Source organism: Rothia sp. P7181 (assembly GCF_048513015.1).
Lineage (GTDB): Bacteria > Actinomycetota > Actinomycetes > Actinomycetales > Micrococcaceae > Rothia.
Window position 1 is genome coordinate 26,346 of sequence record NZ_JBLXXZ010000001.1, and the last position, 25,498, is coordinate 51,843.

The 25,498-nt window shown below is 47.9% G+C and carries 25 protein-coding genes; 10 read left to right on the top strand and 15 right to left on the bottom strand.

Features of this window, described 5'->3' with window-relative positions; genetic code table 11:
* Positions 1-125 precede the first annotated feature (125 nt).
* From gluQRS to ACN08Z_RS00135, 6 genes are all read left to right on the top strand, one after another.
* Positions 126-1,094, top strand: coding sequence for a tRNA glutamyl-Q(34) synthetase GluQRS (gene gluQRS / locus ACN08Z_RS00110; RefSeq protein ID WP_419102623.1), 969 nt, complete (start codon positions 126-128; stop codon positions 1,092-1,094).
* A 5-nt stretch (positions 1,095-1,099) separates the two neighbouring features.
* Complete coding sequence (locus tag ACN08Z_RS00115) at positions 1,100-2,080, top strand: EamA family transporter (RefSeq protein WP_419102624.1); 981 nt, start codon at positions 1,100-1,102, stop codon at positions 2,078-2,080.
* 215 nt (positions 2,081-2,295) lie between these two features.
* Entirely contained in the window at positions 2,296-3,783 is a 1,488-nt protein-coding gene (gene putP, locus ACN08Z_RS00120) for a sodium/proline symporter PutP (protein ID WP_419102625.1), read from the top strand.
* A gap of 116 nt (positions 3,784-3,899) precedes the next feature.
* On the top strand, positions 3,900-4,853 hold the full coding sequence (locus tag ACN08Z_RS00125; protein ID WP_419102626.1) for a 1,4-dihydroxy-2-naphthoyl-CoA synthase: 954 nt from the start codon (positions 3,900-3,902) through the stop codon (positions 4,851-4,853).
* Positions 4,854-4,957: 104 nt separating this feature from the next.
* Positions 4,958-6,157 carry an AMP-binding protein gene (locus tag ACN08Z_RS00130; protein ID WP_419102627.1) on the top strand — a complete coding sequence of 400 codons (1,200 nt, stop codon included), beginning with the start codon at positions 4,958-4,960 and terminating at the stop codon, positions 6,155-6,157.
* Between the two features lie 119 nt (positions 6,158-6,276).
* Positions 6,277-7,194, top strand: coding sequence for a 1,4-dihydroxy-2-naphthoate polyprenyltransferase (locus ACN08Z_RS00135; RefSeq protein WP_419102628.1), 918 nt, complete (start codon positions 6,277-6,279; stop codon positions 7,192-7,194).
* A gap of 20 nt (positions 7,195-7,214) precedes the next feature.
* Here ACN08Z_RS00135 and ACN08Z_RS00140 read toward each other — a convergent pair whose 3' ends face one another.
* A complete protein-coding gene (locus tag ACN08Z_RS00140) occupies positions 7,215-7,502 on the bottom strand; it encodes a DUF4229 domain-containing protein (protein ID WP_419102629.1) in 288 nt (95 codons plus the stop codon).
* Positions 7,503-7,695: 193 nt separating this feature from the next.
* Between ACN08Z_RS00140 and ACN08Z_RS00145 the strand changes: the two genes are divergently transcribed.
* The gene (locus ACN08Z_RS00145) at positions 7,696-8,058 is read left to right on the top strand and encodes a PLD nuclease N-terminal domain-containing protein (protein ID WP_419102630.1); all 363 of its coding nucleotides are present in this window, start codon (positions 7,696-7,698) and stop codon (positions 8,056-8,058) included.
* A gap of 95 nt (positions 8,059-8,153) precedes the next feature.
* Here ACN08Z_RS00145 and ccsB read toward each other — a convergent pair whose 3' ends face one another.
* The 9 genes from ccsB to ACN08Z_RS00190 all read right to left on the bottom strand — a co-directional run bounded on the left by ccsB (position 8,154) and on the right by ACN08Z_RS00190 (position 16,731).
* Entirely contained in the window at positions 8,154-9,224 is a 1,071-nt protein-coding gene (gene ccsB, locus ACN08Z_RS00150) for a c-type cytochrome biogenesis protein CcsB (RefSeq protein ID WP_419102631.1), read from the bottom strand.
* Positions 9,225-9,262: 38 nt separating this feature from the next.
* Positions 9,263-10,870 carry a cytochrome c biogenesis protein ResB gene (gene resB / locus ACN08Z_RS00155; protein WP_419102632.1) on the bottom strand — a complete coding sequence of 536 codons (1,608 nt, stop codon included), beginning with the start codon at positions 10,868-10,870 and terminating at the stop codon, positions 9,263-9,265.
* A 15-nt stretch (positions 10,871-10,885) separates the two neighbouring features.
* Positions 10,886-11,638 (bottom strand): cytochrome c biogenesis CcdA family protein, encoded by a 753-nt coding sequence (locus ACN08Z_RS00160; protein WP_419102826.1) that lies wholly within the window; start codon positions 11,636-11,638, stop codon positions 10,886-10,888.
* Entirely contained in the window at positions 11,635-12,249 is a 615-nt protein-coding gene (locus tag ACN08Z_RS00165; protein WP_419102633.1) for a TlpA family protein disulfide reductase, read from the bottom strand. Before ACN08Z_RS00165 ends, ACN08Z_RS00160 begins: the two co-directional genes overlap by 4 nt.
* A gap of 65 nt (positions 12,250-12,314) precedes the next feature.
* The gene (locus tag ACN08Z_RS00170) at positions 12,315-12,998 is read right to left on the bottom strand and encodes a histidine phosphatase family protein (RefSeq protein WP_419102827.1); all 684 of its coding nucleotides are present in this window, start codon (positions 12,996-12,998) and stop codon (positions 12,315-12,317) included.
* Positions 12,999-13,074: 76 nt separating this feature from the next.
* Positions 13,075-13,362 carry a glutaredoxin family protein gene (locus ACN08Z_RS00175; RefSeq protein ID WP_419102634.1) on the bottom strand — a complete coding sequence of 96 codons (288 nt, stop codon included), beginning with the start codon at positions 13,360-13,362 and terminating at the stop codon, positions 13,075-13,077.
* Between the two features lie 100 nt (positions 13,363-13,462).
* Complete coding sequence (locus ACN08Z_RS00180) at positions 13,463-13,561, bottom strand: 30S ribosomal protein bS22 (protein WP_005504750.1); 99 nt, start codon at positions 13,559-13,561, stop codon at positions 13,463-13,465.
* Between the two features lie 290 nt (positions 13,562-13,851).
* Positions 13,852-15,783 (bottom strand): FadR/GntR family transcriptional regulator, encoded by a 1,932-nt coding sequence (locus ACN08Z_RS00185; protein ID WP_419102635.1) that lies wholly within the window; start codon positions 15,781-15,783, stop codon positions 13,852-13,854.
* Positions 15,784-15,816: 33 nt separating this feature from the next.
* Positions 15,817-16,731: an ArsR/SmtB family transcription factor gene (locus tag ACN08Z_RS00190; protein WP_419102636.1), complete on the bottom strand. Its 915-nt coding sequence runs from the start codon at positions 16,729-16,731 to the stop codon at positions 15,817-15,819.
* A 363-nt stretch (positions 16,732-17,094) separates the two neighbouring features.
* On the opposite strand from ACN08Z_RS00190, the gene ACN08Z_RS00195 reads away from it, so the two are divergent.
* Both ACN08Z_RS00195 and ACN08Z_RS00200 read left to right on the top strand, forming a co-directional pair.
* Positions 17,095-18,450, top strand: a complete 1,356-nt coding sequence (locus ACN08Z_RS00195; RefSeq protein WP_419102828.1) for a TrkH family potassium uptake protein — start codon at positions 17,095-17,097, stop codon at positions 18,448-18,450.
* The gene (locus tag ACN08Z_RS00200; protein WP_419102637.1) at positions 18,443-19,111 is read left to right on the top strand and encodes a potassium channel family protein; all 669 of its coding nucleotides are present in this window, start codon (positions 18,443-18,445) and stop codon (positions 19,109-19,111) included. Before ACN08Z_RS00195 ends, ACN08Z_RS00200 begins: the two co-directional genes overlap by 8 nt.
* Before the next feature lie 305 nt (positions 19,112-19,416).
* Here ACN08Z_RS00200 and ACN08Z_RS00205 read toward each other — a convergent pair whose 3' ends face one another.
* Positions 19,417-19,695 (bottom strand): hypothetical protein, encoded by a 279-nt coding sequence (locus tag ACN08Z_RS00205; protein ID WP_419102638.1) that lies wholly within the window; start codon positions 19,693-19,695, stop codon positions 19,417-19,419.
* Positions 19,696-19,715: 20 nt separating this feature from the next.
* On the opposite strand from ACN08Z_RS00205, the gene ACN08Z_RS00210 reads away from it, so the two are divergent.
* Positions 19,716-20,012: a hypothetical protein gene (locus tag ACN08Z_RS00210; RefSeq protein WP_419102639.1), complete on the top strand. Its 297-nt coding sequence runs from the start codon at positions 19,716-19,718 to the stop codon at positions 20,010-20,012.
* A gap of 241 nt (positions 20,013-20,253) precedes the next feature.
* Here ACN08Z_RS00210 and proC read toward each other — a convergent pair whose 3' ends face one another.
* From proC to ACN08Z_RS00230, 4 genes are all read right to left on the bottom strand, one after another.
* On the bottom strand, positions 20,254-21,099 hold the full coding sequence (proC, locus tag ACN08Z_RS00215) for a pyrroline-5-carboxylate reductase (protein ID WP_419102640.1): 846 nt from the start codon (positions 21,097-21,099) through the stop codon (positions 20,254-20,256).
* A gap of 157 nt (positions 21,100-21,256) precedes the next feature.
* Complete coding sequence (locus ACN08Z_RS00220; protein WP_419102641.1) at positions 21,257-22,057, bottom strand: sugar phosphate isomerase/epimerase family protein; 801 nt, start codon at positions 22,055-22,057, stop codon at positions 21,257-21,259.
* A gap of 47 nt (positions 22,058-22,104) precedes the next feature.
* Positions 22,105-24,936 carry a type I DNA topoisomerase gene (gene topA, locus ACN08Z_RS00225; protein WP_419102642.1) on the bottom strand — a complete coding sequence of 944 codons (2,832 nt, stop codon included), beginning with the start codon at positions 24,934-24,936 and terminating at the stop codon, positions 22,105-22,107.
* 130 nt (positions 24,937-25,066) lie between these two features.
* Positions 25,067-25,498, bottom strand: coding sequence for a pyridoxamine 5'-phosphate oxidase family protein (locus tag ACN08Z_RS00230; RefSeq protein WP_419102643.1), 432 nt, complete (start codon positions 25,496-25,498; stop codon positions 25,067-25,069).

A 25,498-nucleotide genomic window follows, 5' to 3' on the forward strand; every position in this document is an offset into this window, starting at 1 on the left:
ACGGTACTTGCAATATGCTATATATGCTGTGTTCTATACCGATAAAATGCCATGTCGCAATACATCTCACAGCATTTTATGAGGCTTTGCCCCCAATTGTTCATAAGACAGATACGATATAGACCGTGATAGACTTCGGCAATTTTCCTTCAACAGGTACAACATCAACGCCCCCTATACGCGGACGGTACGCTCCTTCCCCCTCTGGAGATTTACATTTAGGGAACTTGCGAACCGCTCTTTTAGCGTGGCTTATGGCTCATAGCCAAGGCGGAGATATGGTCATGCGTGTCGAAGACCTTGATCGTGTTCGTGAAGGAGCTGCTCAACGACAGCTACACGACCTTGCTCAATTGGGTATTACCTATACCGGTGAGGTGCTTTACCAGTCCACACGCCAAGAGGCATATCTTCAAGCGGTTGAAAAGCTTAAAGAACAGCATCTGGTCTATGAGTGTTTTTGTACTCGTAAAGAAATTCAGCAAGCAACCACTGCTCCGCATGCTGCCCCAGGGGCTTACCCCGGAACATGTCGCTCCATCTCAGATGATGAGCGTGCTGCCCGACGAGAGGTGCGTACCCCCGCATTGAGGTTACGTTCTCAATGCTCTCAATATACGGTTCATGACTTTTTTTACGGAGAATACACAGGTGTAGTTGATGATTTTGTCTTAGTGCGCAACGATGGAACTATTGCATATAACCTAGCGGTAGTAATTGACGACGATTTTCAAGGGGTAACGCAGGTTGTTCGAGGTGATGATTTACTTCCTTCAGCCCCACGACAGGCGTATCTTGCGCAGCTTTTAGGATATTCTCCTGTGCAGTACGCACACGTTCCTTTAGCGCTCAATAGTGCCGGTCAGCGCCTTGCAAAACGAGATGGCGCTGTTACTGTCTCAGAGTTATATCACCAAGGTGTGAGCATCGATGAGATTGGACGACTCATTGCTTCTTCTATTCCGCTTCCGCGGTTAGACCCTCAGCATGGTGGTCTTTTGCCAAAGAATGCTTCAGAGATGCTCACAGTATTTTCCCCCCAGCTGATACGTCAGCAGCCCTGGGTTGTTATTGACCCGTTTGTGAAAGGATAGTGGTATTGGCTAAGTTCACCGTAGATGCCCTAGCAGCAAAAATTCCCTCTGAGCACCGCGGAACTGCTGCTCTAGCTCTCGTGATGCTCGGCTCAATCAGTCTGCAAGTGTCTACCGCTTTCGCTTCAGACCTTTTCCAGCATTTCACACCCATTGCGGTCACGGGAATGCGTATGGCGGTTGCGGCAGTCATTCTCTTTTTGATTGTTCGCCCTAACCCATTTGCGCTTAAAGCTTCTGACTGGCCACAAGTGTTGTTATACGGTCTTGTTGTTTCGCTCATGACCGGAAGTTTTTATATGGCGGTTAGCTATATTCCATTAGGAATTGCAGTAACCGTCGAATATCTAGGCGCTTTTGCTATTTCCCTTTTAGGTGTTAAACGTGTTCGAGATAGTTTCATCTCTCTAGGTGCATTAATTGGTGTTGCGCTTATTGCTGGGCCTACTTTTGAAAGTAGCCATCTTATTGGCTATCTTTTTGCGGTGATGAGTGCAACGTGCATGGGTGGGTACACGTTCTTATCTGCTCATCTTGGCACTAAAGGTTCTCCTGCGGTAAGTGGGCTCAAAGGCTTATCTCTATCTATTTGTTTCTCAGCGTTGTTATTGACTCCGTGGTCTGCTCCGTCATTTTCACGAGTAGATCTCAATGGCTGGTTCTTATTGGTCATGGTTGGCTTCCTTGGCGTTGTCGTAACGTATTCCTTTGATGCAATTGCTGGTCGTATTACCTCACCGGCGGTTATTGGTGTGTTGTTTAGTTTGGATCCGGTGAATGGCGCAATTATTGGGACGCTTCTTTTGGGTCAGGTACTGTCTATTTGGGCGTATGTTGGCATCGTCTTAATTGCGTGTTCTGGTGCGTTATTGGTCTGGCAGACGAATAAGTCAGCTATTAGGATTTCGGCTAATACGGCGATACTTGATGTGGTGGTTTCTACTCGTACTCAGCAGTTGCCAGTGATTAGTAAAGACCTCAAATAGGTCTAGGTTGTTCGAAGAGTAGGGTCAACGCGCTGACTTTTGGCAAGGGGTCAGCGCGTTTTCTCATATACTAAAAATAAGTTTTTCTTAAATGTTCTATTCGGTTATTCTTAACAGTAAATTTGACCCGAACACCTACAGGTGAACTGTTAACCACTCAGGTCTACCGCTATTATTACGTACATCACATACCCAATTCTCTAGGGGGCTCCTCAATGAGCAACACTACATTCCAGATTGCCGCGCTGGTCATCTACTTCGCCGGCATGATAGCCATCGGGCTCTGGGCAAAAACTAAAAACAACAACCTCGATGATTACGTCCTCGGCGGCAGATCCCTCTCCCCTACCACCGCCGCACTCTCCGCAGGTGCATCCGACATGTCAGGCTGGCTCCTCATGGGTCTACCCGGCGCACTATACGTCGCAGGACTAGCAGAAGCATGGATTGCCATCGGACTAACCATCGGCGCATGGATCAACTGGAAAGTTGTCGCACCACGACTACGTAGCTACACCGAAATCTCTCGAAACTCCGTTACCGTACCAGTCTTCTTCCACAACAGACTACGAGACAACACCAAACTCCTACGTATCATCTCATCCCTCATCATCCTCATCTTCTTCACCTTCTACGCATCCTCCGGCATGGTAGCAGGCGGAAAGTTCTTCGCTTCATCCTTCGGGCTAGACTTCCATATCGGCATGCTGCTCATCGCAGGAATTACCGTCCTCTACACACTCTTTGGTGGATTCCTCGGCGCATCCTACACCGACATGGTTCAAGGATTCCTCATGCTAGGTGCGCTCATCCTCATGCCTATCTTGGCACTATTCTATGTAGGCGGTCCTAGCGGAGCATACGAAACCATTTCAGCGGTCAACCCCACCGCACTTTCACTCTTCGCAGGAACATCTTTCATCGGAATCCTCTCCGCATCAGCATGGGGTCTAGGATACTTTGGGCAGCCACACATTATCGTGCGCTTCATGGCACTACGCACCCCGAAAGACGCAATCGCAGGACGACGTATCGGCATCGGCTGGATGGTTCTCACCGTCATCGGAGCCTGCTCATCAGGACTTATCGGTATCGCATACTTTGCAAAACACCCTGATGCAGCACTCACCGACGCCAAAAACGCAGAATCTGTATTCCTCGATATGTCACAGATACTGCTACCTTCTTTCGTCTCAGGTTTCATTCTTGCAGCAGTACTCGCCGCAATCATGTCAACCCTCTCCTCACAGCTCGTTGTCTGCTCTTCAGCCCTTGCCGAAGACCTCTACGGAGTCGTCACACAAAAACCACTCGAAGCAGCAAAAGGACTATGGCTCGGACGCATGGGTGTACTCGTTGTCTCTATCATTGCAGCAATACTCGCGTGGAACCCCAATAGCTCCATCCTCGAACTAGTATCCTTCGCATGGGCAGGATTCGGTGCAGCCTTCGGCCCCATCGTCTTACTGTCTCTCTTCTGGAAAAAACTCACCAACTGGGGAGCTATTGCCGGACTCATCGCAGGAACTATCACCGTGTTTATTTGGGGAAACAACGAATCTCTCTCCAGCACTTTCTACGAAATTGCTCCAGGTTTCATCGTTAACCTCGTATTTGCGGTAGTCATCTCCTACGCAACATACTCACCCAACCCAGAGATTGAACAAGAGTTTGACGCCGCAGCATTAGCAGCAAAGAACTAAAACTTCTCACCATACAGCTCAGGCGGGTACCACTAAACACCAGTGGTATCCGCCTGAGCTGTTCTTTGTCCTTCATCTTCCAGCCAAGATACAGAACGCAACGGTAGACTAAACCCATGACCTATACACTGCCCGAAACCGTATCTGATATTTTTGACCCTCAACAATGGCGCACCGTCGAAGGCTTCGAAGATTGCACTGACATCACCTACCATCGACAAGTACTCCGTGACGACAACGGCAACTACATCAAAGACCTCCCCGCCGTACGTATCGCGTTCAACCGGCCAGAAGTACGCAACGCTTTTCGCCCACACACCGTTGATGAACTTTACCGCGCACTCGACCACGCTCGCATGACTTCTAGCGTCGGAACGGTACTCCTAACCGGAAATGGCCCCTCCTCCAAAGACGGCGGTTGGGCATTCTGCTCCGGCGGTGACCAACGTATCCGCGGACGTGACGGCTACCATTACGCCGATGGCGACACCGCAGAAAGTATCGACCCAGCACGCGCAGGACGACTCCACATCCTCGAAGTTCAACGACTCATCCGCACCATGCCCAAAGTGGTTATTGCCCTCGTCTCAGGGTGGGCTGCCGGCGGAGGACATTCCCTCCACGTCGTTGCAGACCTCACCATCGCATCCGAAGAATACGGTAAGTTCAAACAGACTGACGCTACCGTCGGATCGTTCGACGCCGGCTATGGTTCGGCTCTACTCGCACGTCAAATCGGACAAAAAAATGCTCGTGAAATTTTCTTCCTCGCACGAGAATACAACGCTCAAAGAATGTACGAGATGGGTGCAGTCAATGAAGTTGTACCCCACCAAGAGCTAGAACGTAAAGGGCTAGAATATGCAGCGCATATTGCTCGACAATCCCCCCAAGCTATTCGTATGCTCAAGTTTGCGTTCAACCTTCCCGACGACGGTCTGCTCGGACAACAAGTCTTCGCAGGAGAAGCTACCCGCCTAGCCTATATGACCGACGAAGCGGTAGAAGGACGAGATGCATTCCTAGAAAAGCGTGAACCACGATGGGAAGAGTACCCTTACTACTTCTAATCTGATACCTCAATGGAGGCTCTGTCACTGCTCTGTGAGGGGCAGAGCCTCCGTTGAGGTCTTCTTATATCAACACGCGTAGAAAGCATTGTAGAGAACACCCTATGACCAACCGTTTTGACCCGTCACATTTAAAACCGTTTTATCTGCCGCACCCCGATATCTCACAATCTCTACATTTAGATGCACAGCGTCCACAAGCACATTCACCAGCAGATATCATCCAGTTCTTTGAAAAGTTCTTCAGCATAGAACCTCAGAATCCAGAAGATATTGCGCTTTTAGTGGGCACATCAGGCTCCACAGGAACACCTAAAACCACGATGCTCAGTCGTGCAGCCTTATTACATTCTGCTCAAGCAACAGCTGAAGCAACCGGTAGCCAGTATTCACAATGGTTGTTATGTTTACCGGTGCACTATATTGCCGGAGCACAGGTACTCGTTCGCTCCGTCCTCAATGGGACCTCCCCCATCGTAACCAATTCCATCAGATACAACACACGATTTAGCAGTGAAGATTTTCTGAACAGTGCACGCTCAATGACAGCCGAGAAAAAGATGGTGTCACTTGTACCAACCCAGTTACAACAGCTTCTTGATGATGTACAACGGTTTCCAGAGCTCCTTGAACTCTTACAAGGGTTCTGCGGTATTCTTCTAGGCGGCGCACCAGCTTCTATCGCGTTACGTGAACAAGCGCAAAAGTATCAGCTTAAGATATTCACCACCTATGGAAGTGCAGAAACAGCGGGCGGTTGCGTCTATAACGGTCGTGCTCTGTCATCAACTCAGCTTCGTATCGAAACACAGCATCCAGAAGATACGGTAGGCAGAATCTGGTTAGGCGGCAAACATATTGCACACGGGTATCTTGACCAACCACAGCGTACCGCGCAACATTTTTGGTGCGATAACAACGGAACACGATGGTACCGCACCGACGACATTGGCTCTTTATCACAAGGGTTTTTAGAGGTTCACGGTCGAGCCGATGACATCATCATTAGCGGTGGAGTAAAAATTTCGCCCGCACCTATTGCACAATGTTTAGAATCTCATCCTGCGGTCGTTTCTGCTTTTGTTTTTCCAGTTCCTCACCGACGATGGGGGCAAGCAGTAGGGTGCGTCGTTTACGCCCCTGAAGAATCACCGGCACGATTATCTCCCCAATTGCAGCAGTTATGCCAGAATCTAGAACCTGCACAGCGTCCTAAATATCTTCGTGTCATCAATAGTTTGCCATTACTTCCTACGGGCAAGCCGGATAGAGGCGCCCTATATGACCTATTGCGTGAAGAATAAGGTCAATAACTTTTTCTTCACCAAGGATTGCAGAAGAACAACTCCTGTTTCGTTCAGTATGAGAGAATGAGAGGTGCTTTAGCACCACTAGATGTTGTACCGCAAGAAAGGAATAATACGTGGCTACTCCGGCTCAATGGATTGAGGGGGCGCGTCTACGCACCTTGCCGCTAGCTGTGGCACCCATTATTGCCGGTTCAGTTGCAGCGTTTGAATTAGGAAAGTTTGACCCGTTCAGAGCTTTTCTTGCTTTTCTTGTCGCCTTTTTTCTCCAAGTAGGCGTCAACTATGCCAATGATTATTCAGATGGTATCAAAGGAACAGATGAGATAAGAGTTGGCCCATTACGTCTGGTAGGTTCAGGTGTAGCGAAACCGAGCCATGTTAAATACGCGGCTTTTAGTTGTTTTGCGTTATCTATGATTGCTGGATTCTACCTTGTATTCCTCGCGCAACAATGGTGGTTTTTAGCTATTGGAGCATCAGCTGTCTTTGCAGCATGGGGATATACCGGAGGTAAACGCCCCTATGGGTATATGGGGTTAGGAGACCTCTACGTTTTTATCTATTTTGGTCTTGTTGCTACAGTTGGTACGCTCTTCACCCAAAGCGCCCATTTAAGTACTACCGGCTGGGTGAGCGCAATATCTATTGGATTATTCTCTTGCGCATTATTGATGGCCAATAATATCCGCGATATCCCAACCGATAAAGAAAGCGGAAAATATACTCTAGCTGTACGTTTTGGGCAGAAATGGTCGCGCAGAATCTATGTTCTTGAGATGCTCTGTGCCCTAGCTATTACTCTCATACTCGTACCAGAAAACCCTTGGTACATGCTGGTTTTTATTCTCATCGGGCCGGTACTTCACTCATGTTTTGTGGTACTAGCTCCGACTCACGGCAAAGAGCTCATCCCTGTACTCAAACAAGCTGGGCTCGTTACTCTTGCATATAGCCTGCTTCTGGTACTTGCTGCTTATTTAGGAACTCTCGATATATTCACCGTAGAAGCACCCACCTTTACCGGTTTCTAATATGAGGGCATCATACGAGACTAAAAATCTAGCCCCTGTGATTTTTTCATCTTCTCTACATACTCATCTTCAACGAGAGTATCTTCATGTTTAATGTTCTTTGTTGGAAAGAGTTTCCCCCACAGTTGTGCAACCTCGACCCCTGCGGCTTCACGAAGCTTCGGGAAGAACAGATACGACAACGATAAAGACATAAGAAGCGCAAAAATAATAGAGAGTAGCACCGCAATTTTAAGTGCCCAAACACAAATCAGGCTAATACTAAAAACGAGGGCAAGACGGAGAAGAGTATATTTGAGCAGGTTCATAGACACTAGTCTAACGAACTTTTCTGGCTGTTCGATCAGTACCAAACCCTCGATAGCTCTCAGGAGTACAAGTAGCAATGTTTAAGGAAGAATTCTTTGAGAGAAGATAGCTGGTTGAGGGTATCTTCTTCTTCCAGAAAATCACACCCCATAAAGTAGATATTGTTCAGCTATCCATGGAACACTAATATCTATGGTTCGCGCAATAATGATTATCGGCTCTATCGCCCTACTGCTTGGCATCATCATCTATTCCTTAATAGATTGCATCCGTACGGAAAATCATCGGGTTAAAGTCTTCCCAAAACCAGTATGGTTTTTAGCTATTCTTATCTTCCCGCTTGCTGGAGCCTTATTATGGTTGTTCTTTGGAAAACACGCCGCTTCACAGGTTTCTTCCAACGCTCCCGATAATGATGAGGAGTTCCTCAAATATCTTGAAGCACGTACCAAACGTCAGATGAGAGAAAAAGACGGTAAGGCTAACCCCACCCCCATACAAGACGCTGACGATGAAAACCCCGACGAGGGCTCTCACGACTCCACGTCCTCATAATGCACGTTAAAAGGCTGTTGGGTTACCACTAAAAGTAAGTAGTGGTAACCCAACAGCTTTTTAAACACTCATCACACCTTATACGGTGTTACCGGTTATAGTCCCGAGTAGCTGTGCAAACCAGAGAAGAAAATATTAACTACTGTAAAGTTAAAGATGATGCATAGATAGCCCACGATAGAGAGCCATGCAGAAGGTGCACCAGACCAGCCGCGTGTTGCTCGAGCGTGCAAATAGGCGGCATAGACAACCCAGATCACGAAGGTCCATACTTCTTTCACGTCCCAGCCCCAATAACGGCTCCACGCTTTCTGCGCCCAAATAGCGCCAGCTGCCAGAGTAAACGTCCACATCACAAAACCAACGGTGTTAAGACGGAACGCAAAATTCTCTAGTGTCTGAGACGAAGGAACCATCGTCATAAACGGCATTGAAGGTTTCTGACCAGCAATAATTTCTTTTTCACGACGAGACTGCAGAAGCTGAAGAATAGCCATTGCAAAGGTAATTGTAAAAATGCCTGAAGCAAGAACAGCAATAGAAACGTGAATAACAAGCCAATACGACTGCAAGGCAGGTTTGAGGTGTCCAACAGGAGTAGGGAATGCAATCGTTGCCGCACACATCATAATAAGGGCAAGACCCGAAACCAACATTCCCACAAAACGTACGTCACGGAAAATCAGAAGAATCAAAAAGACGGTAGAAACAACTAACGCACCAGTTGTACAGAACTCATACATGTTTCCCCACGGAACACGGTGAGCAGCAATACCACGAGTCACCACACCAATAGCATGAACTAACGCACCGATAATCATGATGGCAACTGCGATACGAGCGGCACGACGGGGGCTCGTATCAGTACCCCAACGCATTGAGCTATCCGCAACTTTACCTTCAAGTTTGCGTTCTGCAGCGCGCTTATAGCCAAGCCCGCGAGCGCCCGTGCCTTTCTCGCTGCTGTCAATATAGGAGGTGCGTTTGTGCGCTGTTGTGGCAGCTTCGAGGGGTTGATCAGTGGCGTTGTCCTGTTGTTCTAGTTGTCGGACAGTGCGTGAGTGAGAGGCAACATCTGCGGTGAATAGGATAAACGCTATCATGTAGATAATTGCTGAGATGTACATGAACAGCTCGCTCCATTGGGCGAGGGATGCGTTAATCATCTGCTAGTTCTTCCTTCAGGTATGGGGGGTGAAGTGTTTTATGCTTCGGTGTCTTCTGCTTCACTAAATTCTAGTTCCCAACAGCGAGCAAAAGCTTCTGTGAGCTTATCAGCTTCCGGTAGGAGTCGTGGGTCTTCTCCTCGTGCTAGTAGAGCATATTCTACGGTGAGGTTCTGTCCGTCTCGATAAGCACGTACCCAGACACGACGTCTAGGGACGAATAACGAGATAATCAGTCCGGTGAAGGCTAGAACAAATGACCAGAAAACAATACCTTTTCCAGGGTCATAGTGAATGTCTACACCAATATAACGCTTATACCCCTCAAAACTGATTTTTCCTCGTCCATCTGGCAGATTTTCTTCGGTGTGAGTAGCGGTGAGGATGATGCCGTTTTGTTGAGCCATCGAGTTCATCTCGGTGAGTTTGGAAGTGTCGAGAATATATACGTTTTGTGGGACGCCTTCGTCTAATCCTAAATCACCGTAGTAAGACTGTAGTACGAGCGTAGGGTTATATGGTCCAGCGTCGAGTGATACAGGAACTCCAGCACTGTTGTAGCCTCCGGTGGGTAGGAACATTCCAACAAAACCTAGTTGGTCGGGGTGTGCATCAGGAACTTTAAGTACGATGGATGAGTTGTATTTAGGGTCGGTGGTGAGTCCTACGACGGGGCCTTCAAAAGCGATGGTTCCGTCGGGGTTGGTTACTTTGATAACGGGTGCGTAACCGTTGCCGGCAAGGTTGATGCTGTTTCCGTCGATGGATAGTGGTTCGTTGACTTTGAGCGTTTCGTTTCGTTGTTCTCCAGAGTGGTCGTTGACTTTGAAGGTTGCTTCATAACCAATGTCAGAACCGTAGCTGGCAGATTCGCGTTGTCTGTCGTATTGAACCTCAAAGTTTTCAAGTGTTAAAGAGTATGGGGTGAGCCAGTCTGGGTTGTAGTTTGTACCGGGGGTAAAAGAATCGTAGCTAATGAGAGAGTTGACAAAGGTATCGCCTTCAACCAAGATTTTTTGTCCTCTGTATCCCAGTAGGGAACCAATGGCGATGCCGATGAGGATACCAATCATGGATAGGTGGAAAAGAATGTTTCCGACTTCGCGTAGATACCCGCGTTCTGCTGCGACGGAGTAGCGTCCTTGATCTTCAACGTGGGTTTCTACTCTGTATCCGCGGCGGGAGAGGATACGGGCAGCATCATCGATGGCTTCTTGTGCGCTGAGTTCTTCGAGGGAAGCTGGTATTTCTAGTGTGCGGTGGATGGGGAGTCGTGCGAGGTTCTTGGGTGTGCGTACTGGAGGTTTGCGCCACATCTGGTAGTGTTTTTTGGCGCGTGGTAGTACACATCCAATGAGAGAGATAAACAGCAAGAGGTATATTGCTGAGAACCATGCGGAGCTGAAGACGTCAAATAGCTGGATTTTATCTGCGATAGGTCCCCACGTGGGGTGATTTTCGATGTAGTCGTTGACTTTAACGGGGTCTTGTATTCGTTGTGGGAAGAGCGACCCAGGAACCGCTGCTACTGCTAATAGAAGAAGTAGAATTAGTGCGGTGTTCATTTTTGTAAGTTGCGTCCACGCCCATTTTGTCATTCCCCAGACGCCAAGAGCGGGTGCTTGAGATGTTGTTTGTTCTCCCATAGTGTGCCCTTAGTTTTAGATTGGTAATTCGTAGGTAGGTAGTGTGGCTTGTATCCAAGAAATCATGGAATTCCATACTCCAGTAATCATGAGCGCTCCGATCAGGATGAGTAGTACGGCTCCGCATTGTTGGATACGTCGATGGTGTTGTTTAAGCCAGCGTAGGCGTTGTGTTCCACGGAGAATACCTAATGCGACGATGAAGAATGGGATGCCTAGACCTAAGCAATAGGCAAAGGTGAGTGTTATTGCTTTTGCCGTATTTGCGCCGTCAAGGTAGACCAATGTTTGTACGGCAGCAAAGGTTGGTCCAATACAGGGTGCCCACCCTAACCCGAAGGTTAGCCCCAGAAGGGGTGCTCCCCAAAGGCCTGAGGGTGCTTTAGAGTGAACAAGTTTGCGTTCTCTTTGTAGCCAAGGGATTTTGCCCCAGAAAACTAGTCCGAGAAGAATGACGAAAGTTCCGAGAAGTATTTCAACCCAGCGTTGTCCTCGAAGCCATGGGGCTGCTCCTAATTGTGCGAAGACAACGCTTAAAAGAATGAAGACGGTTGAGAAGCCGAGGATAAAGAGAGCCACTGCCCCTAGGGCGTATCTGGTGTTGATGTTTTTGGTGTTTCCAGACAGCCCTGTCATGTACCCGATGTAGCCCGGTACGAGGGGTAGGACGCAGGGTGAGGCAAAGGACACCAGACCGGCGAGGACGGCTAGGGGTATGGCTAACCATAGTGACCCGTCGATAATAATTTCTCCGAAAGTGTTCACTATTTTTGGGCGTCCTCAAGGAGTGTTCTCACGATAGATTCGTCAATTTGTCCTAGTACACGTGAGGTGACACGGCCTTGGGTGTCTATGATGAGGGTGGTGGGGACGGCTTGTGCGGGGACAACTTGTGAGAGTTCGTAGAGCACTTTTCCTGTTGAGTCTTCAAAGCTGGGGTATTCGACAGAGAACCGGCGTTCAAAGGCTTCTGCTGTTGCTTTTTCATCTCGAACGTTCACACCGTAAAAATGTACTTTGTCAGCAAATTTTTTGTGAAGTTTAACCAAAGCGGGTGCTTCTGCTCGGCAGGGAGCGCAACCTGCATACCAGAAGTTAAGTAGGATGGGTTTTCCTCTTAAGGATTCTGCCGTAATTTCGGTGCCGTCATAGAGTGTTCCGGTGAAGTGGACGGGTTCGGTTCGTTTTTCTGGCGGAAATTCGGTCACAGAGCCATCCCCTGCAATATATCCTTTTGAGTCTCCTGCGTCTGCTTGTGCAGAAAGAGAATCAGACGATGAGCATGCGTTCAGTGTTAGTACACCGGCGGCCGCTCCGAAGCTGAGCAGGTGACGGCGTGAAAGTCGCTGTTCCGGTGTTTTCTGGTGAGGGTTTAGCATGATGTTCTTTCGAGTGTGCTCAATGTCTGGGGATTCGCAAAAACTGTTCAGGTAAATTTTCTGTGTTATGTTCCAGGCAACTGTATGACGCCGTTGTAGAGCGCTGCGGCAGGTTCGCTGTAGCTGATGTGAGGGCGTTCTTTACCGTCTAAGTCGCTAAAGGTGCAGGTTGTGATGGAGGCGAGGTTACATTCTCTGGTTCGAGGGTCGTGAGGGAGTGTTTTCCCTTCGATGCTACGTCTGACGAGCCAGATAGGAAGTTGGTGAGAGACGATAATAGCTTCGGCGTTCTCTCCCCCGATGTCATAGGCGTGTTGAGCGGTTTGGCGTACAGCTTGTGCCATACGTTTGACTTGTTCTCGGTAGGGTTCTCCCCATGAGGGGCGTAGCGGATTGTAGAGCTTAGCCCAATGTTTTGGGTGCGTGAGCAGTTCTTGGGCGTTGACGTGTAGCCCTTCAAAATAGTTTTCTGCTTCAATCACACGTGGATCGTGATGTGCTTCTAATCCGAGCAGTTCAGTGATGGGTTCTGCCGATTCTTGAGTGCGTGTCAGTGGTGAGCAGGCAAGGTAGACAATATTTGCGCCGTTATGAGCACGCTGCGCGAATTCTTCGGCGCTCAAACGGACCATTTGGCGTCCTCGTTGACTCAGATGGTAGTTGGGTAGACGTCCGTAGACGATACGTTGAGGATTTTCTACTTCCCCGTGGCGCATAAGATGGACTTTAACCTGAAGTGAGCTCATTATTCTAGTCTCTCAAATAGTTTGTCTCATTCCCAATTCTGTAACCTGTGAATTGTCAGAACAAGTGGTGAGTTGTCTCTTAGTGTTGATGTTTTGTGGAGATTTTTTGATGCAGTATTTTCTCTAGGCGTCGTGGATTGATTTGCCAGAAGTCTTTCACTTCTCCATCGACGAGCACTACGGGAATTTCAATGGCGTGGCGGGCTTTGAGCTCTGGAGAGTTCTCGATGTTAATTTCGGTGAAGGTGAGCCCGAGACCTGTGGTGACGTCGTGGACTACCTGACGTGCTTTATCGCAGAGGTGACAACCAGGTTTGGTCAATAAGGTCACCTCAATGGGTGTTGTTGAGGAGTGTTGTTCGTGCATAGATGTTTCTTGTTTGTGAGCGGGGTTGGCGGTTGTTAAAAAACAGTGCCTCGCCCTACTGTTAGCAGTTGAGGACGAGGCACATAAAGCTCATAAGAACTTACTTCTTATTGCGACGCTGGTGGCGGGTCTTACGAAGCAACTTGCGGTGCTTCTTCTTGGACATGCGCTTACGACGCTTTTTGATAACTGAACCCATAGGATTCACCTCACTTACATTCGATACCCGGCATCTCTACCCATCGTAGATATGAGATGTTAGCTATCCGGGCGCGGTTTATACCGGTATAAACGCTTCTTAAAGACCAATTCAGGCATAAAAATGCCTGAACGGAAGAAAACGCTCTCTGTATAGAGTACAAGCATTCTCGAAATTTTCCGCATTCTGAACGAGATTCATGAACATTTTCTCGGATAAAAAGCTAAAATCTGGGTCTACATCTTCAAGAATGAGATGTAGACCTCAGATTTTAGGTGATGATGAGAAAGCTATCGTTTCTTCTTCTTTTTCTTTTGAATTTTTTTGTTGATGGTGTAGACCTTAGTACTCACTTCAGGTTCTTCAGATGAAACATCAGATTCTTGAAGTTCTTCGACAGTGGATCCTTCAGAAGTAGAAGGGTAGTCCTCTTCGAGGTGTTCTTCTTCTAAGGCACGCTGCTCTTTTCGCGAAAGACGTGGGGTCTCATCAATAATCTGAGGTTCTTTGGCGTCTTCAAAGGCTAGTTCGTACCCTTCAGGTGCTAACACCTGAGCTTCAGAATCGGAGGATAAAGATTCTGTATTTTCTTCGGGTTCGTTCTCTGTGCCCTGCTGGTGAGAATGTTGTTCTGTAGTGTTTTGGGGTTCTTCTGTCGTGTTGTGTTCGACAGCAGATTGACCTTGTTCAGGACGCACCCCAAAACCTAGCCAACGCCCAATAAAGTTTCCTTTCTTCTCTGTTGCAGAAGATGTTGGAGTCTCTAGCGCTGGCTCTTGTGGTTCTTCGATGCGAGGGTGTGATCCTGGCACAACTTTTCGTGCTGATGGCTTTGCTCGCAGGGTATCTGATGACGGTTGGGTCCACGATGTATCACCATTTTTGCGCACTTTGACAGGGGGTTCTCCGTGTGGAGTGCGATAAATAGGTTTGATAACCGTCGCGTGGACAGGAACGCTTACTGTCCCTCGTACTTTACGTGTACGTCCTGCTGTTGGAGCACGCAAAACATTGTGAACAGGTGGTTGAGGCTCATTCTGGACAACAGATTTTTTCTCCTCTGATACAGCAGCGACAGAAGAATGCTCAGAGCTTTGTTCAGCAGTTGAGGTGTTATCTGTTTCAGATGTTTTGCGGTGGGAGGGAGTTTCTTCTTGCGCAGAAGTCTCTGAGCTGTTTTCTTCACCGGTACTTATTGAGGTGTTCTCTTCAGCTGAAGTTCCCAGTTCTTGTTCTTCGGCAGAAACCTTATCTTTGCGTTGTTCTTTAGCGTACTCTTGTGCAAGAGTCCACCTTTGAACTTTCGGCTGTTCAGGGGAAGGTTCGCTCTCAAGATTCTCTGAGGCAGTATCCCCCTGTGGACTCGTTGTTTCGGCAGTAGTTGCCGGTGTAGTGCCAACATTTTCAAGAGCTTCGATGAGCGAAGGTGCGATAGCTTCTTCCCAGTGGTCGGGAATCAGGTCATCATCATCAATTTCGATAGGTTCCATTGCTACCACTGTTCCTGGTAATTCATGAGCAACAGCGGTTTCTTCATTGAGGTCAAGACTTGCCTCAGTGTATTGGCGTTCAATATTGGCGATGAGTAGTTGTTTCGCTAGCGTTGTGTCACGGTATCGGATAGCTTCAAGTAGTGCACGGTATTCTGCGCGTAGTCGAGTTGCTGTCGCGCTCCAGAGAGGGACACGTCCCATAATCGAGAGTAGATAGTCCGTAAGCGAAGTTCTCAGAGCCGTCATAAGCCCTGTTATGAGCTGGTTACCAGAGAGTTTCGTGAGAGCGATATGAAAATCTACTTCTAGTTGATGGAAGGTGTGGGGCGTGGTCCCCTCGTATTGCATCTTTTCAAGGATGCGTTCGAGCTCGTCCATGGCAGGGTTTGCTGGGTCTGCGTTTTCGATAGAGAACGTTTCAAGCAGAATACGTGTTTGGATGAGATCACGAATAGGGTAACGTGAGCTTGCCATATGTAGACGTAGGGCTGGGGTGACGGAGGCTGCCGGTTCACTGACGAGGTGAGCGATGATAGTTTTCCGTTTCCCCTCATAGAGTCTCAAAACTCCCATTGTTTCAAGGTATTTGAGTGCTTCACGGGTACTTGAGTGACTTGCTCGGATAATATCAGCAAGTTTTCTATCGTCGGGCAAGCTTTGCCCAAGGTGCAGTCTTCCTTCAAAAAGCTCTGTTTCAAGCCAGTTAAGAATTTTCTGGTACACAGACATGGATAGCTTCTACGTATTCTTTCAATAGTGATTCTAGTGAGGACGGCGACGACCCCAACGGGTCAGGGTCGCAAATAATCCGCGGGAGTCTGATGCGGAGTTATTCTGCGTTTCTGAAGAAATCTCAGCTGCAGTAGGAAGCGCTGGGAGAACCTCCATCTGAGAATTGTCTATTTCAGCAGATTCTGCGATTTTTTCTGGTTCTTGTTGCTTCTGAACTACAGGTTGTTCTTCTGGGGTTTCTTCTAACGTATTAGAAGAGGAATCCTCCGTGGAGAAATCTTGTGTTTCGTCGTGGTCTGATTCGTTGGGCGTCTCAGACTCGGGCTCTAACGGACGTGGCACAAAAGGCATCAACGGAGTAAAACTAATAGCGCTATGAGATTCTGATGTGTGTACCCGTTGTCGGGGGTCTCCAGGTTCACCGAATTCAAAAATATCAGGTGTGTACTCTTCATCGGGTGTTTGCTGTTCGTGTGATACGTCAGAGGACGCTAAATCTTGTTCTATTCTCTCAACGGGAGCCTTTTCACCAGCTGAGGCTACTGGTTCAGGGTCAGATTGTTGATCTGTATGCTCACTATTATTTGTAGCTGTTTGCGCCAGTTCAACAGTGTTTGAGACCTCATCGGTTTGCTCTTTGTCTGTTGTTTTATTCCAAGGGGTCAGAATGTTCAGTGTTTGGGTGTGGCATTGGTTGAGGCTGCTAATCCATTCCAGAACATTTTCGAGAGGTTCTGGGGTGAGAGAGTAAAAACGTTTCTGCCCTACTGCTTGGGTATCAACGAGTCCAGCATTTCTTAGAACTTTGAGGTGTTTAGAGACCGTAGGTTGACTCACGCCTAGCTCGTCTACCAGATCCCCAACTGGGCGTTTGCCTGCGGCAAGAACTCGTAGGATCTGACGACGGGTAGGGTCTGCAATTACAGCAAAAACGTCATCAATCATACATACATCATGACATATATACCTGTGGGCGAATGTATCGACACTAAGAGAGTAGTAATTCTCAGCAGGATTCAGCATATTTTGAGCTTAAAACCATGTATTCCACCCTATAAATATAGGCTTTGACCAGTGTTATTAGCATATTTCTACTCGCGTTTTCACCCTTCGAGGTTCTCAAGCTCAGCAAGAAAAGCACCTACTGATTTGCAGGTTCTTAGCCTATATCACAAGGATAATCCTCCTGTGAGAAAACATTGCGACTAAGCTACATATAGTCCCTTCATCCGAAGAAAGAGAGCGGCGTTGCGAGAACCAACACCTGCACACCCCAAAGAGACAGAGGGTGCACATACTTTATCGGCGATGCTCATTCGTTTCCGTGACCTCGTTGATGCCCTCATCGGCACCTCTCCTTCTCGCGTAGCAATTCTTGCCTTCGCGTTAGTTATCGCATTTTTTAGTGCGATGCTTGCATTGCCTATTTCTTCTCAAGACGGTCATGGGGTGGCTATCCACCACGCAATTTTTACCGCCACATCTGCGGTGACGGTCACGGGACTCACCACAGTATCCACCGCTGATCAATGGTCTTTTTTCGGTCAGTTGATGATTCTTCTAGCCTTCCAAATTGGCGGTCTAGGAACATTAACTATGACCTCTCTACTCGCCATGGCCGTCGGCAAAAAACTTGGTTTGCGTTCTAAACTGATTGCCCAAGAAGCAATGAATATCGGAAAGCTCGGAGAACTCGGCTCCGTATTACGCACCGTAGCAGTGACCTCAATTTCTATTGAGGCAACTATCGCGCTCATTCTTTTACCGCGTTTTATTCTGCTCGGAGAGTCCGTTAAGAACAGTATCTGGCATAGTATTTTTTATTCTGTCTCAGCGTTCAACAATGCCGGTTTTACCGCACATTCTCAAGGTCTTGTCCCGTATTCTCACGATTTATGGATTCTCATTCCCATTTGCATAGGGGTTTTTATTGGCTCTCTAGGGTTCCCGGTTATTTTGATTATGCAACAGAACCCTCTAGCTTTTAGCCGATGGAACCTCACCACCAAGTTGACCATCATTGGTACCGTCGCATTATTTTTTATCGGCGCTTTATTGTGGGGCTTCTTCGAATGGTCTAACGATAAGACCATCGGTGAGATGTCTCTAGGCGGGAAGATTATCAACGCTGTATTTGCTTCAGTTATGACACGTTCTGGCGGGTTTAACCTCGTAGAGATGAGCGACACGAACCCGATTACATTGCTCATTAGTGATGCGTTGATGTTTATTGGTGGAGGCCCCGCTTCTACCGCTGGTGGCATCAAAATTACAACAATTACCGTGGTAATTCTGGCAGTTCTTGCAGAGGCTCGAGGTGACCAATTTGTCATTGCCTTCAACCGCACCATTCCTGATTCGGTGCTTCGTATCGCCATTTCTGTGATTATGATGAGCTTCATTATTGTTTTCTTAGGCACCTCCATTATTGTGTTTCTTACGGATGAGCCTCTCGATATGGTAATTTTTGAAGTAATTTCTGCGTATGCAACCTGCGGGCTCTCTGTCGGGCTTTCGGCAAGGCTTCCTCCCGCTGGTATCTATGTGCTCTCTGTCCTGATGTTTATTGGGCGCATAGGTATTATTACTGTGGCAACCGGCTTAGCTTTGCGCTCTCGCCGTCGACTCTATAAATATCCAGAAGAAAGACCGATCATTGGCTAAACGCACCGTTCATAATGCACCCGTATTAGTAATTGGGTTAGGGCGTTTTGGTGCCTCTACCGCCGCCCAGCTACGACGTCAGAATAAAGAAGTTTTGGCGGTAGAAAAAGATGCCGTCAAAGTTCAAAAATGGGCGGGTCTGCTCACTCACGTCGTTGAAGCTGACGCTACAGATATTGACGCTCTGCGACAGCTTGGAGCTGGGGACTTTACGTCAGCTGTTGTTGGGGTGGGTACCTCTGTTGAAGCGTCTGTGTTGATTACCGCTAATCTTGTTGATTTAGGGATTGAACGTATCTGGGCTAAGGCTATTACCCCTGCACACGGAAAGATTCTCTCTCGTATCGGTGCCCACAATGTAGTGTTTCCCGAGGCTGACGCGGGTCGACGTGCAGCGCACCTCGTATCTGGTCGTCTTTTGGATTACATCGAATTTGATGACGATTTCGCGATTGTTAAAATGTATCCGCCGAAGGAGACTCAAGGATTTACTTTGGCAGAATCTGATGTACGTGGAAAATATGGTGTCACGATTGTTGGAGTGAAGTCCCCGGGTGAAGATTTCACGTATGCAACGCCCGACACAAAAGTAACGTCCAGAGATCTCCTGATTGTTTCGGGGCAAGTAGATCTTATTGAGCGCTTTGCAGCTCGTCCTTAACTCGTAAAAATAGCATTTTTTACGCTCTTACTAGGAGTTTTATTTAAATGTTCTATAGCTAAAAGACATTTTATTTAGCAATCGTCACATTTTTGCGGGTTGAGGTTGGCATATTTAAGGAAACATGCTTATGATAGTGTCACCTCTAAAGGTGCGAGTGATTACTGGACGGATTGCGAACCCGTTCAAAACAGCTTGCGCATTTAGCAACAAGGTGGTACCCCCTAAACCACCAGCTAAATGAGCGTGCTGATAATACTAATATCTCTAAGATATTGGTGTTCTGGAAAACGCCGGCTGATTCCCTACAGCCGGCGTTTTTCTGTTAAGTTTTTCAGCTCACCACACTTTCTGATATCCGGCGCAACGACACCAACGCCATCATCAGAATAAAGTGAAGCAACCTGTTCAAGATATCTTTCGTCATGAACGATTACAGAAAAAGCACAAAAGAAAGAGGTATTGCAAATATCTAGTACGCTATAGCTAGGTGCTTTACCCCTCCCACCCATGAGCAAAGTCGTAACTGGAATAATTCTTGCTATCGGCGGTACGTGGCGCTGATAGATATTACGTTCAGACAATCCACAACTTAGAGGTCACCATGAGGAACCTATACAACGCTATCTGCCGTTTTGATACACAACGCGTCAGAATATTGAGCCTATCTATCATTCTTTCCTTCAACGGACTATTCCTTTTGATACCATCCGTTAAAACAGGCCTACCCATCATTGCAGTCATCTCCGGACTCATGATAGGCACAGGTCTAGGCCTGTGCTATCTAGCTGTCCAATGGGATAAGAAAACAACAACCAATATAGTTTTGAGTGTATTCATAGCCAGCTCATCGACCGCAGTCATCTCGCTATTATTCCTTGCAACGCAAGGGAATCTATAAAGGCTGGTTCAAAAAGCCCTCTCGATACCCAAATATATAACTGTTGCAAATCATCGACTCGTCAAAAGGTCAAAGCACTCATGTTGGTGTTCTTGTTAGCGCACACTTAGCTTCATCTAGCTATTCTGCTAACGTGTCAACGTTCTTCTTAAGACCGAAAAGATTCACAACGCCCTCAAAACAACTTGTTATCAACAGGTAATACGCGTTTTCTTTGACCGCACAACGTTGTTTGACTCTTCTACGAATAATCACGAGTCATCTGAGCAGATTTCTGAGCACAAGCACGCATCGCCTGCTCAGTCATTTCTTCCAGCCCATTCTGACAAAAACTCTCAATAGCCTGCTCCGTCGTACCGCCGGGGCTCGTTACCGCACGGCGTAAAGCCACAGGATTCCCTTGTGCGCCCAGAAGTTCACCAGCACCACGAGCAGTCTGCACCGCTAGCTGTTCAGCTAGCTCAGCATCAAGACCTAACTTGATGCCAGCTTTCATCATCATCTCGGCTAATAAGAAAAAATAAGCGGGGCCAGAACCAGATACAGCCGTCACCGCGTCCATCTGATCCTCAGCGACCTCAAAAACTTTCCCTACAGTACCTAGAATCTTCAGAGCAAGCTCACGTTGCGATTCAGAGACAGAAGCACCACAAGAGACCGCAAGCACCCCACAGCCCACTTGAGATGGCGTATTAGGCATACAACGAATCACCGGCTGCCCAGCAGGCAACACATCAGATAACCCTTCTAAAGACACCCCCGCAGCCACAGAAATCACCAAAGTATCAGGCTCTAAAGCAGGAGCAATCTCACGCGCCATATCTAATATCGCATACGGCTTCACACCAAGAACGACTGCCTGAGCTCCGGCAACAGCCCGAAGATTAGCCTGAGGATCTTCAGCGACCGAAAAAACTTTAATCCCCTCAGAACCCTCTATTCCCCATGCTGACGAAAGACGCTGTGCACTGTGTTGCGAATATACGGTTGCTCGTACAGATGAAGAATCATAACCAGCGGCAATCAGTCCAGAAGCTATAGCACCATTCATCGACCCTGTTCCACAAAAAGTGACTATTGCACTCATCAGGTACTCCTTTAGGTAGTGTCAAAGACTCTCACGCCACGATGATTTATGACGTAACTACCACACAGCTTAGCCGAGCAAAGCCACAAGAACAGTGCCCTCACACCGATATTTCACGATAAGACGCACCCAAGAACCGTTCACAAGCCTCAAACGTTCACTCAAGACCCAAATGGCGACGAGCAAATTGCAGCGTCTCATACAACCACTCATCGCGTTCAACAGCTCCGCGAGCGCCACGAGTAGACACTTCTGCGCACACCACACCGTTCCACTGCTGTTGAGCTAAATACTCGAGAGTTTGCGCTACCGGTTGAGTGCCATATCCAGGGCGTAGATGTTCGTCAAGAACTTTTGTGCCGCTACCATCGGTCAAATGCACGTGCCCTAGACGATTTCCAATCTTTTTGACGTACTCTAAAGAATCAACCCCAGCAGCTGCAGCATGCGAAAAATCCCATGTCATCCACTGATAGTCAAACTCTGTTGGATCCCACCCTGGGGAATACATCTGCACAGATGCACCACCGGCACTCCACGGATACATATTTTCTACAGCAATTTTCACGTTCTCTTGCTCAGATATTTCACGAACACCGTGAACAAAATTTTTAGCGTACAGACGCTGCCACCGAAATGGAGGGTGGGCAACGATGACATCAGCTCCAACGGCTTTCGTCATTTTTGCGGCCATCTGCATTTTGTTCCAAGCACGCCCCCACACTTGTTGAGTCAACAACAAGGTGGGAGCATGAATAGCAGATATCGGAATCTGATATTTCTGAATAAGATCACGAAGATCATCCGGCTCTTGAGAGATAGCATTTCCGGTCACCATCACCTCAATGCTGTCATACCCCAAATCTGCGGCAGTAGAAAACGTTTCAGGCACCCCCAGCGGGAAAAGACAGGACGTAGACAATGCGATACCTATATGAGGGGCTTTGTTATCTGCCATCGTAGGTGATCCTTTGCATCAGAGGGGCTTACAAAGATGCTCCTTGGCTAGGACTCAGAAGTTTTCTTCGTCGTGCTAGCTTTCTTTGTGGTGCTCTTCTTCGCTGTAGTTTTCTTTGTGGTGCTCTTCTTCGTAGCGGTCTTTTTTGTCGTAGAACGCTTACGCTGTACGGGCCCCTTGGCACGTTTTTGAGCTAATAGCTCAACCGCGCGCTCATGAGTGATGGACTCAATCGTATCCCCGCGAGGAACAGTAATGTTTGTTACCCCGTCAGTGATATAAGGACCAAAACGACCATCTTTAATCACAATTTTCTTCTCAGAAACAGGGTCAACACCCAGCTCCGCCAAAGGAGGTTTCGCCGCCGCACGACCACGCTGTTTAGGTTGCGAATAAATCTCTAACGCCTGCTCAAGAGTAATCGTAAAAATTTCTTCCTCAGAGCCAATAGAACGAGAGTCGCTCCCCTTCTTCAAATACGGGCCAAAACGACCGTTCTGCACCGTGATATCTTCGCCCTCAGCATCCTGCCCAAGCAGGCGAGGAAGACTCATCAGCTGCAAAGCCTGCTCTAAAGTCACTGTTGCCAAAGACATTGAAGAGAACAAAGAGGCTGTACGAGGCTTCTCTGGTTTTGGTTTCTTCTTAGGCTTCGGGCGACCATTCTTATAATATTCCACCGGCTGAGCATCCATCCACGCCTGAATTTCTTCCTCAGACATTTGAGGAATTAACTCGGTAACGTACGGACCAAAACGGCCGTCACGAGCAACGATGGTACGCCCCGTCTCGGGGTCTACACCCAGTTCACGACCGTCAGATTTGCCCTGTTCGAGAAGCTCTTTAACTTTTTCAGCCGTAAGCTCATCTGGGGCAAGATCTCGCGGAATATTTGCACGAATAGGGTCTGAAAGTTCACCGGTTTCTTCGTTAACGGTTGGCTCAGTCTCGAGATACGGCCCATAGCGTCCCACGCGAACGTTAACGCCATCAGAAACTTCAATAGAGTTAATGGCACGGGCGTCGATATCACCAAGGTTATCGACAATAGGTTTCAACCCGCGTTTATCGCCACCACCAAAATAGAACTGTTCAAGCCATGTAGCGCGCTGTTGCTCACCACGAGAAATACCGTCGAGGTCTTCTTCCATCTGAGCGGTGAACTCATAGTCTACGTACTTACTAAAGTGTTCTTCTAGTAGACGCACCACGCTAAAAGCTGTCCACGAAGGAACCAAAGAACCGCTACGGTTCTCCACATAGCCACGGTCAATAATTGTTGAGATAACAGCCGCATAGGTTGAAGGACGGCCAATACCCAATTCGTCCATAGCCTTGACAAGAGAAGCCTCCGTATAACGAGGAGGAGCAGAAGTATCGTGGCTAAGAGCTGTAACATCTTGAGCTGTTAGCGCATCTCCTTCAGCCAATTGAGGTAGACGCTTATCTTCTTTAGCTGAGGCAGTATCTTCAGCGTTACGTGAAGCGTCTTTACCTTCTTCATACGCAGCGAGGAAGCCACGGAAGGTAATGACTGTACCGGAGGCACCGAATTCCACGTCATGTCCGTCACGAGAAGTAGCAGAAATACGAACTGAAGCAGTAGAGCCCTTAGCGTCAGCCATTTGAGAAGCCACTGTACGCTTCCAGATGAGCTCATACAAACGGAACTCATCTTGGCTTAGTGAGCCTTGAACTTCTGCCGGTGTGCGGAAAGAATCACCGGCAGGACGAATCGCTTCGTGAGCTTCCTGCGCATTCTTTGATTTAGACGCGTATACACGTGGCTGTGAAGGAACATATTCAGAGCCATAGAGTTCTGTCGCTTGAGCACGAGCAGCAGAAATAGCCTGTGTTGAAAGAGCAACAGAGTCGGTACGCATGTAGGTGATATAACCGTTTTCGTAAAGACGCTGAGCAACCTGCATCGTCGAACGAGAAGAAAAACGCAATTTACGGGCTGCTTCTTGTTGCAAGGTTGAGGTGGTAAAAGGTGCAGCAGGACGACGTGTATACGGTTTAGTCTCTAAACTTCGAACGCTAAAAGCGGAGCCGTCAAGTTGCTCGGCAAGAGAACGGGCTTTCTGCTCATCAAGGTGTGCCACTTTCGTTGCTGCCGCAGGTTTTAATGAGCCGTCGTCGTTGAAGTCTTTACCGGTGGCAACGCGAGCGCCGTCGACTGAAACCAGTTTTGCGGAGAATGTTTCTTCAGCTGAGGTACAGAATGTTCCGCTTAGGTCCCAGTAGTTAGCAGAACAGAACGCCATACGTTCGCGCTCGCGTTCGACGACGAGTCGAGTTGCTACGGATTGAACACGTCCAGCGGATAGCCCTGGTGAGACTTTGCGCCAGAGCACTGGTGAAATTTCGTAACCGTAGAGGCGGTCGAGTACTCGTCGTGTTTCTTGAGCGTCTACAAGGTTATTGTCGATGTCACGAATTTCGTCAAATGCGCGGTTAACGGCTTCTTTGGTGATTTCGGGGAAGGTTAAACGGTAGACAGGAACAGTGGGTTTAAGAACTTGTAGTAGGTGCCATGCAATAGCTTCTCCTTCGCGGTCACCATCGGTTGCGAGGTAGAGCGCGTCAGAATCTCGAAGTTTGTTTTTGAGTTCAGCAACTTTCTTCTTTTTATCAGCGTTGATGACGTAGTACGGTTCAAAATGATCTTCGAGGTCTACAGCGAACTTACCCACTGAAGTTTTTTTGAGTTTTTCAGGAAGTTCAGATGGTTGAGGGAGGTCTCGGATATGCCCCATGGAGGATTCCACCTCATAGGCGCTTCCCAAGTAACCGCTAATGGTCTTCACCTTAGAGGGTGATTCTACAATGAGCAGGGATTTACCATGTTCTGCTGTATTTTGAGCCTTGGTTGGCACTTTGCTCCTTGACCTGTGTGTTGTAAGTTCTTGAGATAATGTTCGATGTCAATGATGACTCAGCATAACAATAGCGCAGATTATCTGTCATTGTTCAGAGCCGGCACCTTTTCAGAAGTTTTTGAAGCAGTTATCGATTCATCTCATCTAGCGGTACGATGCTCATTTGTCGCCCCGAGATTTCTTCAGGAATGACTTCAACCCAGTTCATAATACGTGGGTCTGCTAGGAATGATTGTGCTTTGTGTTCGGCTGTAAGGTTAATGTCGTGAGGGTACCATTGTGCGGTGCCATGAATGATGACTGATTTCACGATATCTTGGTGTACTTCCCCTACTTCAAAGGCAACTTGTCTGCTGACCACGATAGATGAGAAGGTCTCTTCTGCACGCGCCTGAAAAAAGATGTGTCCCCGTTCGACCACGTATTTGACGGTGAAGATGTCAATACGGTGCCCTACTTGTAGGGAGAGCCGACCGATATTGTGAGAGTTGATGAGCTTCCAGCACATCTCTTCTTCAAGAGTGGTCAGAAGTTGTGGAGGGTTCGTTTGTTCTGCCAT